This window comes from Streptomyces sp. SM11 (assembly GCF_002910905.1).
GTDB lineage: Bacteria > Actinomycetota > Actinomycetes > Streptomycetales > Streptomycetaceae > Streptomyces.
Genome location: NZ_NEUE01000158.1, coordinates 67423 through 80761, shown reverse-complemented (window position 1 = coordinate 80761; position 13339 = coordinate 67423). Strand labels below are relative to the sequence as shown.

Here is a 13339-nt window from a genome sequence, read left to right as displayed (position 1 = left end):
GCTGGGGCCGCTGTTCACGGACGAGGAGTTCGCGGACCTCTTCCCTGTCCGGGGCCGGCCTGCCTGGTCCCCGGCCGGGCTGGCGCTGGTATTGGTGCTCCAGTTCGTGGAGGGGCTGACCGACCGGCAGGCCGCATAGGCGGTGCGGGCCAGGATCGACTTCAAATACGCCCTCGGCCTTGCACTGGATGACCCGGGATTCGACTTCTCGGTGCTGTCGGAGTTCAGGGACCGGCTGGTGGAGGCGGATGCCGGGCGGCGGGTGCTGGACGGCATCTTGATCGCGGCCCGGGAGAAGGGCCTGCTCAAGACGGCGGGCCGGGCCCGCACCGACGCCACGCACGTGCTGTCGGCCGCCCGTGAGCTGTCCTGGCTGGAGATGGTCGCCGAAACCCTGCGCTCGGCGCTCAACGCGCTCGCCCAGGCCGCCCCGGGCTGGCTGTCGGACATCGCGGAGCCGGACTGGTTCAAGCACTACGCCACCCGCGCGGAGGACTCCCGGTTCCCCAAGGCCCGGACCAGACGCGACGAGGTGGGAGCGCGGATCGGCCGTGACGGGACGCGTCTGCTGGAAGCGGTCTTCGCAGCGGACGCACCGGCCGGTCTCGGTGTCCTGGCGGAGGTGGAGACCTTGCGGCAGATGTGGGTCCAGCACTTCCACCGGGTGGAGGGCGAGGTGAGGCGGCGGGACCCAAAAGACCGGACGCCGGGCGCGTTGCGCCTGGTCACCCTCTATGACACCGAAGCCCGTGGCAGCGTCAAGCGGGACACTCTATGGGACGGATACAAGGTCCACCTCACCGAGACCTGCGAGCCGCAGACGCCGAACCTGATCACGAACGTGGCCACCACCCTCGCCACCGTCCACGACAGCGTGACCATCCCCGAGATCCATGATGCGCTGGCCGGGCGGGACTGCCTGCCCGGTGAGCACTGGGTCGACGCCGGATACCCCACCGCCGGCCAGGTCGTCACCGCCCGCAGGGACCACGGCGTCGTCCTGCATGGTCCGATGGCTGCCAGCACCGACGCGTCGGCCGACGGGCCCTTCGGGCAGGACGCCTTCACCATCGACTGGGACCGCGAACAGGTGACCTGCCCGAACGGTGTCGTCAGTACGCAGTGGGCCGAGCGGCGTTCCCAGCAGAGCCTGCCCGTCATCCGGGTCCGCTTCAGCCCGGCCGACTGCCGCCCCTGCCCTCACCTGCGCGACTGCGTCAACTCACCCTCGCCGCGACGCCGCGAGCTCAACCTCCGGCAGGGCCGCGACGAACACGAAACCGTCCGCACGGCCCGAGCCGAGCAGCGAACCGAGGCTTGGAAGGAGCGGTACAAGATCCGTGCCGGTGTCGAGGGCACCATCTCCCAGGCCGTCGGACGCTGCGGTCTGCGCAGATCCCGCTACCGAGGCCTCGCGAAGACCAGCCTCCAACACCAGCTCACCGGCGCCGCAATCAATCTCGCCCGCATCGACGCCCACCTCACCGGCCAACCACGAGCCCTCACCCGAACCAGCCACTTCGCAGCACTTCGCCCCGCCGGCCACAAGGCCGACGGAGCGAAGTAGGAAGGCCCCGAATAAACCAACAGCGTCCTGCATCGCGTTCCGGGGCTCCGGGGCGTTCCGGGCCGCTGGACGGGGCGGGTTCTCCCGCCGGACCAGCCCGCGCGGGACTGCTCGGACACCTTCTAGCCCGTCGACTCGTCCGGAGCCGGATGCTCGTCGGGATGTGCGCCCGCGTTGCGTGGCGTGTTCCGGCCGGCGCCGGCCTCGTCCAGCTCGGGTGGTCCGCCCTCGCGGGCCACTCTGTCCGGCACCGGTATGTCGAGGGCGTCCTCGCCCTCCTGGCTCTGCTGGTCAGGCATGTCCGCCGGAACGGGGGGCGGGCTGCCGGAAGCCCCGGTGTAGGCGGTGCCTTCCGGCCTGCGGTCGGTCATGGGAGCTTTCCTTCCGTACTGCCCGGCGCGACCGGGGACGAGTGACGCGCCCTGGTGGGTACCCGCTGCCGGGCGAAGCAGTCCCTGGATCCGATGAGGACCGGGACACCTCGCCCCGGTCCGGGGGAGGGACGGAGAAGGTGGGAGGGCCATGCCGCCCGGCCGCATGGGGATTACCGGGGCCACCGGCCGGGAGAGCGTCGCGCGGCACGTGGCGGCGGACGCGTCGCCCCGTGGAGTGTGGCTCGCCCGCGTGCGGGTACCCGGGGCGCGTTGCCCCACCCGGGCGCGGGACGCCACCCGACGATTCCGACGGATGGATGCCTCGCATGCCGATGGCCCACCCCATGGTACTGCGCAACCTGATCGAGCAGTAGGAAGTACTGCGTGCGCTGCACGCGGAGAGCGAGGAGGCCCGACAGCGCATGGACGACGTGGCGTACACGCTGTGCGTGTCGACCGGCACGGGTGATGCCGACAGCGCGCTGGTCGCCGCCCGCCACCGGCTGCCCGGCGCGCGGCCCGAGGACGACTCCGTCCTCTCCGGCTGACCGCCGTCGACCGTCGAAGGGGAGTGCTGTGGTCCGCAGGGTGGGTGTCGAGGAAGAAGTGCTGCTGGTCGGCGCGGACCTGGGGCATCCCGCAGCCTCGGCAGCGGCTCCGGCGACCTCACCGCTCCCGGTCAGCCCGACGATCGGCACGGGGGAGCGGTACCGGTGGATAGCGAGGCGTAACGGGCTGATCGCCCAGGAACAGCTGACCCGCGGCTGCCACGTCCACGTCTCGGTGGCCTCGGCGGAGGAGGGCGTCGCCGTGCTCGACCGGGCGCACTGCCAGTACAGCAGCTACCGCAGCCGGATGTGGGGACGGTGGCCGTCGGCCGGACCGGGGGATGTCCACGGCTGCGTGGAGGCTTGCCACGCCCAGGTGCGGTCCCCGGTCGGCACCGGGGTGCTCCGGGACGAGGGGATGGCCTGCTTCGACGCGCGCATCTCGCACCGCTACGCCACTGTGGAGGTCAGGATCGCGGACGTCTGCCCGGACCCGGCCGCACGGGTGTGGCGGTGCGGTGAGCCGCCTCCGGACATCAGCACGTCACGGATCCAGCGCGAGATCCCGGCGCGGACCGGGAGCCTGCGCGACACCGTCGCCGAACGCGTCCGGATCACGGCCGGCCGTGCCCCCGCGGGCCGTCCCGACGACACGACAGTACGAGACCCGCCCGCCGGCACAGCCATATGAACGGCATCGGACGAACGACACCGGAAGAACGGAGCAGACCATGTCCACCACCGCTCTCGACGACCGCAGGATCCTGGCCATCGTCACCAACTACGGGGTCGAGCAGGACGAACTCGTCGTCCCCGTGAAGCATCTGCGCGGACACGGGGCGCAGGTCAGCGTGGCGGCGGTCTCCGCCGACGGGATCCGTACCCTCGTCGGCGACCGCGATCCCGGCGAGACCGTGCGCCCCGACCTCACGCTCGACGACGTCGACCCCGCCTCGTACGACCTCCTGCTGGTTCCGGGCGGCACGCTGAACGCCGACTCGCTGCGCCTGCTGGACGCCACCACCCGGATCGTCAGCTCGTTCGCCGCCTCCGGCCGGCCGGTGGCCGCCATCTGCCACGGGCCCTGGGCGCTGGTCGAGGGCGGCTACGTCCGGGGCAAGACGCTGACGTCGTACGCCTCCCTGCGGACCGACATCACCAACGCGGGCGGCACCTGGGTCGACAAGCCGGTGGTCCGCGACGACGCCTCCGGGTGGCCGCTGATCACGTCCCGGAACCCCGGTGACCTGGACGACTTCGTCGGCGAGATCGACGCCGTGCTCGCCGAGGCCGGAGCCGTTCCCTAGGGGGTGTCTTGTTTGGTCAGGGCGCTGACGGCGGCGGATGCCGCCCTCGCGAGCAGTGTGTTGTCGAATGCGGCGTCCGCCTCCGTACGGTTGGAGAGCACCGCCAGCACCAGCGGCGCCGCGCCGGGCGGCCACACCACGGCGATGTCGTTGCGCGTCCCGTACGTGCTGCCCGCCCCGGTCTTGTCGCCTACGGTCCACCCCTTCGGGACCCCCGCCCGGATCAGCTCACCGCCGGTGGTGTTGTTCCGGAGCCACTGGGTGAGACGGGCCCGCTCGGGCTTGCCGAGGGCGTCGCCCAGGACGAACGCCCGCAGGTCCTCGGCCATGGCCCGGGGCGTACTGGTGTCGCGGACGGCTCCGGGAGACCACTCGTTGAGTTCGGTCTCCCGCCGCACCATCCGGGTCACGTCGTCCCCCAGTTCCGCGAGCACGGCCTGCAGCTTCCGGGGCCCGCCGACCGCGTCGAACAGCAGATTGCCCGCGGTGTTGTCACTGTGGCGCACGGCGGCGTCGCACAGATCGCCCAGACTCATCCCGGTGGCCACGTGCTTCTCGGTGACGGGGGAGTGCTCGACCAGATCCTCACGGCGGTACGCCACGACCCGCTCCAGCCCGCCCAGCCCGTACTCGCGCAGCACGGCCCCCGCCGCCAGCGCCTTGAACGTGGAGGCGTAGGCGAATCGCTCCCCGTCACGGTGGGCGATCGCGCGCCCGGTCCCGGTGTCGACGGCGTACACGCCGAGCCGCGCCGCGTACTCCTTCTCCAGCGCCACGAAGGCGCGCCCGGCGTCCCGTGCCGCAGCCGAGGGTGATGCGGCCGCCTTCCCGGCGGGCGACGGCGACGACGGGCCGGATTCCGTGCCACAGGCTGCGAGCGGCACGGTCACGAGGGCCCCGCCCAGCAGGCGGAGTACGGAACGCCGGGCGTGGGGGTTCGGCAGTCGGCTCATCCAGTCATGCTAGGGGTGTCTGACCATTCCCGTCGTCGCCCGCAGGGCGGGCGCGCGGCGTCAGGTGCGTGCTCTCGGCGTGCCGGCCCCAGGCCCTCGTACTGGACGTACTTGGGCCTGAGGCCGGTGCGGCGAGAGTGCGTGCATGGCGTCGTGAGGCAGACGGGAATTGTCAGACACCAGGGCGCACCCGCCGCCCGGCAAGATCCGGACGAGCCACCCGCGAGCCCGCCCCGCGCCCACGGGCCGCATAAGCCCCGTCCACCGGACCGACACCGCGTCGCCGGGCGGCCCGGTCGCCGACATGCTCGCCGTCTCCCGGTGTCTCGACGTCCTGCGCGATCCGCCCCGGGGCGGCCCGGCCCGCCTGTCTCAACGGGATCGGCAGGCCGCTGGGCGAGCAACTGTCGCGTATCCGCTGACCGTGACCCGCTGTCAGGTCCTGTGCGCATCGAAGGCCTCCCACCGGTGCGCAAAGCCCTCGCGCAGCGGCCCGCTGATCGCCTCCAGCAGCTTCTTCGCGGCGGCCGCCAACGGCACCGGATCGGCCCGCTCCGCCACCGCCAGGTGCCCGTCCAGCAGGGCCCCGCCCAGGTCCGGATCCGCGGCCAGGAGCCTCCGGGGCAGCCACTTGCCGATCCCCGACCAGGCGGCGCGGTGCGCGGTGACGAGTTCGGCGGCCTCCCGCAGTACATGGTCGGCGACGACGAGTTGCTCATGGCGGCTCGCCGGGGAGGCGTCGAGGAGGTCGTCCAGGTAGCAGGTCAGCACATAGCGGCCGTGGCGCCACCGGTCCCCCGTCAGCGGCGGTGGTCCCAGAGCGACGATCTCCTCGGCCGGCCGGCGCGCGCCGGCCGTATGCTCCGACGGGTCGGTCAGCGTCATGCCCTGGGCGTGGACGAAGACGACGGTCGCCCGCCGCCGGGCACGGTCCCACGCGAAGAAGCCGGGCACGTCCTCCACGGCGTTGAGGAAGAGCTCCACCTGGCGGCCCTCGTGGCGCACCACGCGACGGCCGTTTCCGGCGGAGTCCGGCAGGAGCACACCGGTGTCGAGGTCACTGTTGGCCGTGGCCCGGCCCTGTGCGGCCGACCCGCCGATCACGGCCCCGAGCGCCTCGGGGTACAACTCGGGCACCAGACGGCCTGCCTGGGCCGACGCGGCTTCGGGATCACCGGGATCGTTCATGGGCGTGCATGCTGTCGGGCCGCCGAGGGCGGATGCCGCGGTGGCCCGGTACGGCGGTCTGCCGGGCGGTCAGTCCAGCGACTGGGTCAGCTCACTGTGCGTCGACGTGTGCACGACCCGGGCGCGCGCTCCGTTGACCAGAGGGAGGAACGGCGGCACATGGCCGCACTCGACGTCGGCGACGATCGGCACGTCCAGCGTCCCGAGCGCGTCCAGTACGGCCTGATGCTGGGTGAGCGAGGCCGTGTCCGGGGCCGGGGCCCGGCCGACGAGCACGGCGTTGGCCGCCTCGAAGAACCCGGCCAGCCGCATCCCGTGCAGATTGCGGCAGATGGCGAACGCATCGTCGCCGGCGGCCTCCACGTACACGAGAAGCCCCTCCGGAGCGTGCGTCCGGGCGAAGGCGGAGGTGTCGAGGTACGGCGTCCCCGCGAGGTTGCTCAGTATCTCGACGCAGCCCCCGATCAGCCTCCCCTCGACGTCCACGTCACCGTTGCCGTCCAGCCGGGTCCACCTCCCCGGGGTGTCGAGCGTGAACGTGCTGACGTCCGGATGCTCCGCGTAGTCGTCCCGGCCCGTGGCCCGGTGCCGTTCCGGTGGAATCTGGGTGAAGCGGTGGCCCGGCGGCGCGGCGACGACGTCGAGCCAGGACACGAGCCCCTCCGGCACCCGGTAGGGGGTGTCCATGAGGTTGTTCCCGTGCACGGTCGCCGTCCCGGTGAGGAGGGTCAGCGGCGTCATGACGGTCGACATGTCCCACGGCGGCACACGGCCCTGATGCCGGGGTCCGTCAGCATCGCCGTCAACTCGGCCGCCCGGTCGGCCGCGGGCGCGCTGACATGCCCGGAGCCGTCCATGCACCGGCCGGTCACGGCCTCGTACCCTCTCGCCTCCACATCGCGCACCGCCACGGCGAGTCGCTCGCGCAGTTCCTCGGGCACGCCGCTGGACGGGGAGGTGATCCCGACCCGGTCACCGGGTCGCAGGGGGCGGGGGTATCGAACTGTCATACGCCGGATTCTGGCACGGCTCCCGGACGTTCTGCCGATGCCGTCTCGAACTGATGCCCAGTGGAAGGTTAGGCTGGCCTAAGTTCATTCGGTTCTCTCGTCCCGGTGGGCGAGGCGCTCAGGCCGATCACGCGTACGAAGGGGCAGTGTCCATGACGATCCACCGAGCCGTCGTCGCCCGAGTGCAGCCGCTCACCGCGACCATGACACGCGTCACCCTTCACGGAGAAGGTCTGGCGGGCTTCGGGTCCACCGGGGTCGGTGACGAGTACGTCCGGATCTTCCTTCCGCACGGCCCGGACCGCACCGACGTCTCCCTGCCCCGGACGACCGGGCAGGGCGGGTGGGAGACCCCCGAGGGGCAGCCCGTCGCGCCGATGCGCACGTACACGATCCGCGCGGTGCGCCCGGAGGCGGGCGAGGTCGACATCGACTTCGTGCTCCACGAGGGTGGAGTGGCGTCCGGCTGGGCCGCCGGGGCGCGGCCCGGGGACGTCGTCGGCGTCAACGACCCCACCGGGCTCTACAGCCCCCCGGCCGATCTCACCTGGCAGGTGCTGGTCGCCGATCAGACCGGTCTGCCCGCCGCCGCCCGCCTGCTGGAGAACACGCCGGACCATGTCAGGACCCGGGTGGTTCTGGAGGCGCCCGACCCCTCGGCCGTGCTCCCCCTGCGGGAGCTGTCCGACTCCAAGGTGACCTGGACCTACGGCGGGAACGGTCACGGTCCGAGCCGGCTGGCCGACCTGGTGGCCGCCGCCGTCCCGCCCGGCACCGATCTCGCCGGCGGGTACGTCTGGGTCGCGGGGGAGACCAACGCCCTGCGTTCGGTGCGCCGTTACCTCCGGCGCGAGCTGGGGCTCCCGGCGGAGCGCTTCAAGGTCGTCGGCTACTGGATACCGAACTCCGACACCTGGTCCGAGCGGTACGAGGCGCTGCCCGACGCCGTGCGCTCCGAGCTGGAGGCCCTCTGGGGCAACCCGGCGGCCGGCGATTCCGAGGACCTCACCATCCGTTACGAGGCCCGCCTGAGCGATCTCGGGCTCTGACCGGGCCCGGCCCCAGGTCCGTCGACGGTGCGTCGCGCCACCGGGGTGGCGGCGGACGCGGCGGAAGTCTGCCCCGTGCGGGTGGCTGTGGTCGGCACCGGAACCCATCGCCGTACGGTCCGCCCTGCCCTGCGCGGCGGGAGCGGTCATGCGGGCCGTCACCCGTGATCCCCTGGCCGGCCCGGGGCTGCTCGGTGTCGACGCGGGCGTCCCGGCGCGGGTGGTGCCGGTGGGCGTCACCACCGCCGTGCTGGGCGGTGAGTACCCGGGCTGAGTGCTGCTCAAGCGGCGCGGCAGCGGTACCGCGTGATGCGGCTCCCCGGACGCCGAGACGTCCGGGGGGTCTTTTCAAGCCATCAAAGCCGGTGTTGAGCGCGTGGGGTGTGGGCTTCGTGGAGTCAACCGGGAGACGTGTGGGTAGAGTCGCTACCGGTTGAGTAAAGATAGCCTTGCCTAAATCTATGGAGGTTGCGGTGGCCAATCCGTTCGAGGACGAGGACGGCACCTATCTGGTGCTCGTCAACGACGAGGGACAGCACTCCTTGTGGCCCGCGTTCGCCGAGGTGCCCGCCGGATGGACCGTGGCCCACCCGGAGGACAATCGCCAGGCCTGCCTGGACTACGTCGAGCAGAACTGGACCGATCTGCGGCCCAAGAGCCTGATGCGGAGCATGACGGCCGATCCCGCATGAGACCCTGAACTGCCGGACCCGGTCGCCCGCCGGGGTTCCTCATCGGAGCCGGCGCGGCGGGCGCGGAGGCGGCCTCGGCAACGGACTCGCCCTCCCCGGCGGATCCGGCCGGGCTACAGCCCCGCCCCGTCCTGCCCCGCCCTGATGGCACACCGAACTCGGCCGCGGTGCGGGCCGGCTCTCGACCGGCGTACTCCAACTGATCGGCCCGGTCCGCGCGGCGCTTCTGGACCCGGCGGTCCTCGTCCCCGACGGGAGCATCGCCGACATCGCCCCGAGACGGCACGCCCCCTCATGGTCATCGCCCACCGCGAAGCCACCGTCAAACGGTTTCCGGCCCGGTCGCCGGGACAGCCCTTAGGCTGCGACTCCGAGCCGGCCCGACCCAGGAGCGCACACACCCATGCATGACCCCGACCGCCAACTCCCCTTCCCCGACGCCCTTCGCCCCGACGCGTCCCCCGCGCCGCATCCGCTGCTCGCCCCGGTGACCGGATACCTCGGCACCTGGCGGGGGACCGGCCGCGGCGGGTATCCGACGCTGGAGGCGGACTTCACGTACGCGCAGGAGGTCACCTTCGGCCACGACGGCCGGCCTTTCCTCGCGTACGAGGCGCGGGCCTGGCTGCTCGACGCCGACGGGCACCCCCTGCGGCCGTCCGCCCGGGAGAGCGGGTGGTGGCGCCTGCAGCCGGACGGGCGGGTGGAGGCACTGATCACCCAGCCCACCGGTATCGCGGAGATCTCGGTCGGCCACGCCCGCGACGGCGCCGTCGACCTCACCACCGAGCGGGTGTCCCTCGCCCCGACGGCGAAGGAGGTCGACGCCACCCGCCGCCGCTACACCCTGACGGATCCGGACACGCTCACCTTCGTCCACGACCTCGCCGCGATCGGCCGGCCGCTCCAGCACCACCTGTCGGCGCGGCTCCGCAGAGAAGCCCCTGGCCAGCGCATTTAGTTGCCGGAGTGTGACCTGAGCGGTGCATGGAGGGGGGACCATGGGGCAGGTGGATGAAAAGCACAGGAGAACAGGAGCACCACCCCGATGTCCCTTCCCTCATACCCGGATCCCTCGTACCCGGGTCAGCCCGCCGCCGGTCACGACCCCTACGCCGCCCAGGGGCCCGCACCGACGAACGGATTCGCGGTCGCCGCCCTCGTTCTCGGCCTCATCGCCTGCCTGTCCTTCTGGACCGTGGTGGGCGGGCTGCTTCTCGGCCTGCTCGCCATCGTCTTCGGCGTCGTCGCCGCGCTCCGCACCCGTAAGGGCCGCGCGCCGCGCCGGGTGATGGCGATAGTCGGCGCCGCGTTCGGGGCGCTCGGGCTCATCGGTTCGGCAGTCGTCCTCGTGGTGGCCGTCTCCGTGTTGGACTCGCAGGAGTTCACGGACTTCGAGGACTGTATGAACCGGGCCAGTGGACAGGCGGCCGAGAGCCGGTGCACGGACGACTTCATCGACGAGCTGAGCAACTGACCGACCCCGGGGAACCCGCCCCCCGGGTTCGAAGGCATACGCTCGGCTCATGGTGCACGTACTGGGCAGCAGGATTCTGCTGCGCCCCACCGACCCCGAGCGTTCCCGCGCCTTCTACGGCGAGGCCCTGGGCCTCGCCGTCCAACGGGAGTTCGGTACGGGTCCCGGGCGCGGCACGGTCTACTTTCTCGGCGGCGGGTTCCTGGAGGTCTCCGGCCGGGGCGAGGAGCCACCCTCCCCGGCCGTGCGGATCTGGCTCCAGGTCGACGACGCGGAGGCCGCCCACGACGAACTGCGGTCGAAGGGTGTGACCGTCCTGCGGCCGCCGAAACGCGAACCCTGGGGACTGGTCGAGATGTGGATCGAGGACCCCGACGGAGTGCGGATCGCCGTCGTCGAGGTGCCGGACGACCATCCACTGCGCTACCGGCCCTGAGCGACGGGCCCGTCCGTCGACGGCCGCAGCTCCCGGGCCACGAAGGTGTCGAAGTCACCCGGCGCTCGCCCTGTGAGCCGCAGCACGGTGTCGGTGACCCGGTCCTCGGCCCCCTCGGCGATGGCGCGGTCCATTCCGGCGAGCAGCTCCGCGAACGGGAGCGGTATCCCGGAGGCGGCGAGCCGGTCGCGCATCTCCTCGTGACTCAGGTGCTCATGGACCACCGGTCCTCCGGTGCCCCGGCCGACGGCCGCCGCGACCTCGTCGTAGCTCAGCGCCCGGGGGCCGGTGACGACCAGGTCGGTGTCGGGGGACTCCTCGTCGGTCAGGGCGTGCACGGCGACGGCGGCGATGTCCTCCGCGTCCACGAACCCGACCCGTCCGCCGCCCGCGGCCGTCCTGATGACCCCGGCCTCCCGGATGCTCAGCGCGTGCGGGTGGACCCCGGTGAAGTTCTGCATGAACCAGGACGGCCGCAGTACCGCCCACGCGCCGAAGAGGCCCGGCAGGGCCTGGTGGACGAGGCCGGTCGCGGGCCCGCCCATGGGGATCGCGGAGGAGCTGAGCAGCACCGCACGGCCCACACCGGCGTCGCGGGCCCGCTCCAGAAAGGGCAGCATCACTTCGGCCGGCTCCGGGTGGCCGATCGGGGGCACCAGATAGACCCGGTCAATGCCGGTCAGTGCCTGGCCATGGCTCGCCGGGTCCTCCCAGTCGAAGCGGACCTGCTCGGCGCCGGGGACCGCGCGGGCGGTCCGGGAGGCGGCCCGCACCCGGTGGCCCGCGGCGGAGAGCCGGGCCGCGACGCGGCTTCCGGTGGTGCCGGTCGCACCGATGACCAGGGTCGCGGCGCAGGCGTTCCCGTCGTGAGGGCGTGGCGGGTCGTGGCGGTGGACGTCGGCAGGTGCTGGGTCGGGGTTCATGAAGGCTCCGTCACCTAGAATGTGGACCCTGGGTCCGTTTCATTGACGACGATACGGACTCAGGGTCCGTTTTGCAATCGGAGGAGACCGATGACCGCCCGCACGCCCCGCAAGGACGCCGTCCGCAACCGTGCGGCCGTCCTCGCCGCGGCCGATGACCTCTTCGCCCGCAGCGAGAGCCCCGCGGCCATCACGATGGCCGACATCGCGGCGGCGGCAGGCGTCGGCAAGGCGACCCTCTTCCGCGGCTTCGGCGACCGCACCGGGCTGATCCAGGCACTGTTCGCCGCGCGCCTCGAACCGATCCGGGCCGCCGTCGAGGACGGCCCCCCGCCGCTGGGTCCCGCGACACCACCGCACCGGCGGATCCCCGCCCTGCTCGACGCCGTCCTGTGCTTCAAGCTCGACAACCGGCATCTCGCCCTCGCCCTGGAGGACACCGGCGACGCGGGTCCCTACCGGGCCGAGCACTACGAACGCTGGCACCGTGTCCTGCGGGACACGCTGGACCGGATCGAAGGCCTCACCGGCAGCGCGTTCACCGCCCACGCCCTGCTGGCGGCCACCCGCGCGGACCTCGTCGAGCACCTGGTCATCCGGCAGGGCATGTCGCGCGAAGAGCTCCGCGCCGACCTGGCGCGGTACACGGCCCAGGTCATCGGAGCCCGCGCGCCACGGTCCTGACCGGCGGCCTCCGCACACCTGTCCACACCCGCCCGGCGCGCACCGCCGGTTGCATGCGCACCGGGTGTTTGCCACGGTGTCCCTGGGCAGGCGTCCCGGTGATCTCCGGGCCGTACCGCCCGCTGACCGCCCGCAACGGAAGCACACAGCAGAGAGATGGAGGGGTCGATGTCCTCGAAGCGACGTCGTAAGAAGAAGGCCCGCCGCAAGAACGGCGCGAACCACGGCAAGCGTCCGCAGAGCTGAGACGACGCCGCAGCCCCACCGGGCGGAGGAGCCCGGTGGGGCCGCGGCTGTTTCCGTGGGCCGGGGGAGGGCCGTGCGGAACTCGGGTCCCGATGGTGATGCCCGATGGGCGACCGGTTCACACCCCAAGCGGGGCGGTGGGTTCCGTTCCCGCCCTGGCGCAGACCGACGCGGCCGTCCCGACCGCGTACTCCAGCATCGCCTCCGCCCGCCCGGCGGACAGCACCGGATCCCAGGCGGTCTCCGTCCCGAGCCAGGTCAGCATCCCCGCCATGAACGCGTCGCCCGCACCGATGGTGTTCACCACCCGCACCGGCAGGGCGGGGACGGAGACAGCCGGGGCGTCATGGGCGTACGCGGTGGCACCCCCCGCCCCTCGGGTCATCACCACCAGCCGTCCCCGCCCGGCGAGCCTGCGGCAGCTCGCCTCCGGGGCCGCGTCCGGCCACAGCCGCACCAGGTCCTCGTCGCTCGCCTTCACGACATGCGCGAGAGAGCACAGCTCGCGCAGCCTGCCGAGGCTCCGTACGGGATCGAGCGCCCGGTCCTCGCGTACATTCGGGTCCACCACGAGCAGCCCCGCGCGGGCGGCCGCCCGCGCGGTGGCGGCCACGACACGGGCCGCCGGCTCCACCACAGCGGCGAGCCCTCCCACGTACACCGCGCCGAAGCGCGCCGCCTCCGGTGTTCGGTCCGGCAGCCGGAAGGTCGCCGTGTCCCCGAGGTGGAAGTGGTACGTGTTCCCGTGCTCGCCCGGGTCGGCCACCGCGAGCGCCGTGGGCAGCGCCGACCGGGAACTCGGCGAGAGGTCGACCCCCGCACCGGTCAGCCACTTCTCGATGCGGCCCCCGAAGGCGTCGTCGCCGAGCCCGCCCACGAAGGACG

The 13339-nt window shown here is 72.6% G+C and carries 15 protein-coding genes and 3 pseudogenes (1 of these 18 cut by a window edge); 12 read left to right on the top strand and 6 right to left on the bottom strand.

Annotated features, from left to right (window positions below):
- A pseudogene (locus B9S58_RS14115) lies at positions 1-1567 on the top strand (IS1182 family transposase); the annotation flags it as partial.
- 122 nt (positions 1568-1689) lie between these two features.
- On the opposite strand, the gene B9S58_RS14110 reads toward B9S58_RS14115, so the two are convergent.
- Positions 1690-1938 (bottom strand): hypothetical protein, encoded by a 249-nt coding sequence (locus B9S58_RS14110; protein WP_103532457.1) that lies wholly within the window; start codon positions 1936-1938, stop codon positions 1690-1692.
- Between the two features lie 383 nt (positions 1939-2321).
- Between B9S58_RS14110 and B9S58_RS14105 the strand changes: the two genes are divergently transcribed.
- From B9S58_RS14105 to B9S58_RS14095, 3 genes are read left to right on the top strand one after another with little or no spacing between them, the layout of a single operon-like run.
- A complete protein-coding gene (locus tag B9S58_RS14105) occupies positions 2322-2489 on the top strand; it encodes a DUF5133 domain-containing protein (RefSeq protein WP_258044489.1) in 168 nt (55 codons plus the stop codon).
- A gap of 28 nt (positions 2490-2517) precedes the next feature.
- Entirely contained in the window at positions 2518-3180 is a 663-nt protein-coding gene (locus B9S58_RS14100; RefSeq protein WP_258044488.1) for a glutamate-cysteine ligase family protein, read from the top strand.
- Between the two features lie 40 nt (positions 3181-3220).
- Positions 3221-3796 carry a type 1 glutamine amidotransferase domain-containing protein gene (locus B9S58_RS14095; protein WP_103532456.1) on the top strand — a complete coding sequence of 192 codons (576 nt, stop codon included), beginning with the start codon at positions 3221-3223 and terminating at the stop codon, positions 3794-3796.
- Here B9S58_RS14095 and bla read toward each other — a convergent pair.
- From bla to B9S58_RS14075, 3 genes and pseudogenes are all read right to left on the bottom strand, one after another.
- Positions 3793-4749, bottom strand: a complete 957-nt coding sequence (gene bla, locus B9S58_RS14090) for a class A beta-lactamase (protein ID WP_103532455.1) — start codon at positions 4747-4749, stop codon at positions 3793-3795. The genes B9S58_RS14095 and bla overlap by 4 nt on opposite strands.
- Positions 4750-5184: 435 nt before the next feature.
- Positions 5185-5937, bottom strand: a complete 753-nt coding sequence (locus tag B9S58_RS14080; protein WP_103532454.1) for a nucleotidyltransferase domain-containing protein — start codon at positions 5935-5937, stop codon at positions 5185-5187.
- 69 nt (positions 5938-6006) lie between these two features.
- Positions 6007-6947, bottom strand: a pseudogene (locus B9S58_RS14075) (S66 peptidase family protein).
- A gap of 152 nt (positions 6948-7099) precedes the next feature.
- Between B9S58_RS14075 and B9S58_RS14070 the strand changes: the two are divergent.
- From B9S58_RS14070 to B9S58_RS14045, 6 genes are all read left to right on the top strand, one after another.
- On the top strand, positions 7100-7996 hold the full coding sequence (locus B9S58_RS14070; protein ID WP_103532453.1) for a siderophore-interacting protein: 897 nt from the start codon (positions 7100-7102) through the stop codon (positions 7994-7996).
- Positions 7997-8144: 148 nt separating this feature from the next.
- Positions 8145-8270, top strand: coding sequence for a hypothetical protein (locus tag B9S58_RS38450; protein WP_308457904.1), 126 nt, complete (start codon positions 8145-8147; stop codon positions 8268-8270).
- A gap of 199 nt (positions 8271-8469) precedes the next feature.
- Complete coding sequence (locus tag B9S58_RS14065; protein ID WP_103532452.1) at positions 8470-8688, top strand: MbtH family protein; 219 nt, start codon at positions 8470-8472, stop codon at positions 8686-8688.
- Positions 8689-9091: 403 nt separating this feature from the next.
- Positions 9092-9649, top strand: coding sequence for an FABP family protein (locus B9S58_RS14055; RefSeq protein ID WP_103532451.1), 558 nt, complete (start codon positions 9092-9094; stop codon positions 9647-9649).
- Between the two features lie 87 nt (positions 9650-9736).
- Entirely contained in the window at positions 9737-10165 is a 429-nt protein-coding gene (locus tag B9S58_RS14050) for a DUF4190 domain-containing protein (RefSeq protein ID WP_103532450.1), read from the top strand.
- Between the two features lie 49 nt (positions 10166-10214).
- Positions 10215-10601 carry a VOC family protein gene (locus tag B9S58_RS14045; protein ID WP_103532449.1) on the top strand — a complete coding sequence of 129 codons (387 nt, stop codon included), beginning with the start codon at positions 10215-10217 and terminating at the stop codon, positions 10599-10601.
- Here the strand turns inward: B9S58_RS14045 and B9S58_RS14040 are convergent.
- A complete protein-coding gene (locus tag B9S58_RS14040; protein WP_103532448.1) occupies positions 10589-11524 on the bottom strand; it encodes an NAD(P)H-binding protein in 936 nt (311 codons plus the stop codon). The genes B9S58_RS14045 and B9S58_RS14040 overlap by 13 nt on opposite strands.
- Before the next feature lie 90 nt (positions 11525-11614).
- On the opposite strand from B9S58_RS14040, the gene B9S58_RS14035 reads away from it, so the two are divergent.
- Both B9S58_RS14035 and B9S58_RS40195 read left to right on the top strand, forming a co-directional pair.
- A complete protein-coding gene (locus B9S58_RS14035) occupies positions 11615-12208 on the top strand; it encodes a TetR/AcrR family transcriptional regulator (RefSeq protein ID WP_103532447.1) in 594 nt (197 codons plus the stop codon).
- A gap of 168 nt (positions 12209-12376) precedes the next feature.
- Positions 12377-12454: a 50S ribosomal protein bL37 gene (locus B9S58_RS40195; protein WP_370454205.1), complete on the top strand. Its 78-nt coding sequence runs from the start codon at positions 12377-12379 to the stop codon at positions 12452-12454.
- 118 nt (positions 12455-12572) lie between these two features.
- Here B9S58_RS40195 and B9S58_RS14030 read toward each other — a convergent pair.
- A pseudogene (locus B9S58_RS14030) lies at positions 12573-13339 on the bottom strand (PfkB family carbohydrate kinase); it runs 164 nt beyond the window's last position.

Excerpts from the sequence above, each read along its gene's own strand:
- B9S58_RS14040 (WP_103532448.1), bottom strand. The coding sequence starts at position 11,524 with ATGAACCCCGACCCAGCACCTGCCGACGTCCACCGCCACGACCCGCCA.
- B9S58_RS14095 (WP_103532456.1), top strand. The coding sequence starts at position 3,221 with ATGTCCACCACCGCTCTCGACGACCGCAGGATCCTGGCCATCGTCACC.
- B9S58_RS38450 (WP_308457904.1), top strand. The coding sequence starts at position 8,145 with ATGCGGGCCGTCACCCGTGATCCCCTGGCCGGCCCGGGGCTGCTCGGT.
- B9S58_RS14045 (WP_103532449.1), top strand. The coding sequence starts at position 10,215 with ATGGTGCACGTACTGGGCAGCAGGATTCTGCTGCGCCCCACCGACCCC.
- B9S58_RS14080 (WP_103532454.1), bottom strand. The coding sequence starts at position 5,937 with ATGAACGATCCCGGTGATCCCGAAGCCGCGTCGGCCCAGGCAGGCCGT.
- B9S58_RS14110 (WP_103532457.1), bottom strand. The coding sequence starts at position 1,938 with ATGACCGACCGCAGGCCGGAAGGCACCGCCTACACCGGGGCTTCCGGC.
- B9S58_RS14070 (WP_103532453.1), top strand. The coding sequence starts at position 7,100 with ATGACGATCCACCGAGCCGTCGTCGCCCGAGTGCAGCCGCTCACCGCG.
- B9S58_RS40195 (WP_370454205.1), top strand. The coding sequence starts at position 12,377 with ATGTCCTCGAAGCGACGTCGTAAGAAGAAGGCCCGCCGCAAGAACGGC.
- B9S58_RS14050 (WP_103532450.1), top strand. The coding sequence starts at position 9,737 with ATGTCCCTTCCCTCATACCCGGATCCCTCGTACCCGGGTCAGCCCGCC.
- B9S58_RS14055 (WP_103532451.1), top strand. The coding sequence starts at position 9,092 with ATGCATGACCCCGACCGCCAACTCCCCTTCCCCGACGCCCTTCGCCCC.
- bla (WP_103532455.1), bottom strand. The coding sequence starts at position 4,749 with ATGAGCCGACTGCCGAACCCCCACGCCCGGCGTTCCGTACTCCGCCTG.
- B9S58_RS14035 (WP_103532447.1), top strand. The coding sequence starts at position 11,615 with ATGACCGCCCGCACGCCCCGCAAGGACGCCGTCCGCAACCGTGCGGCC.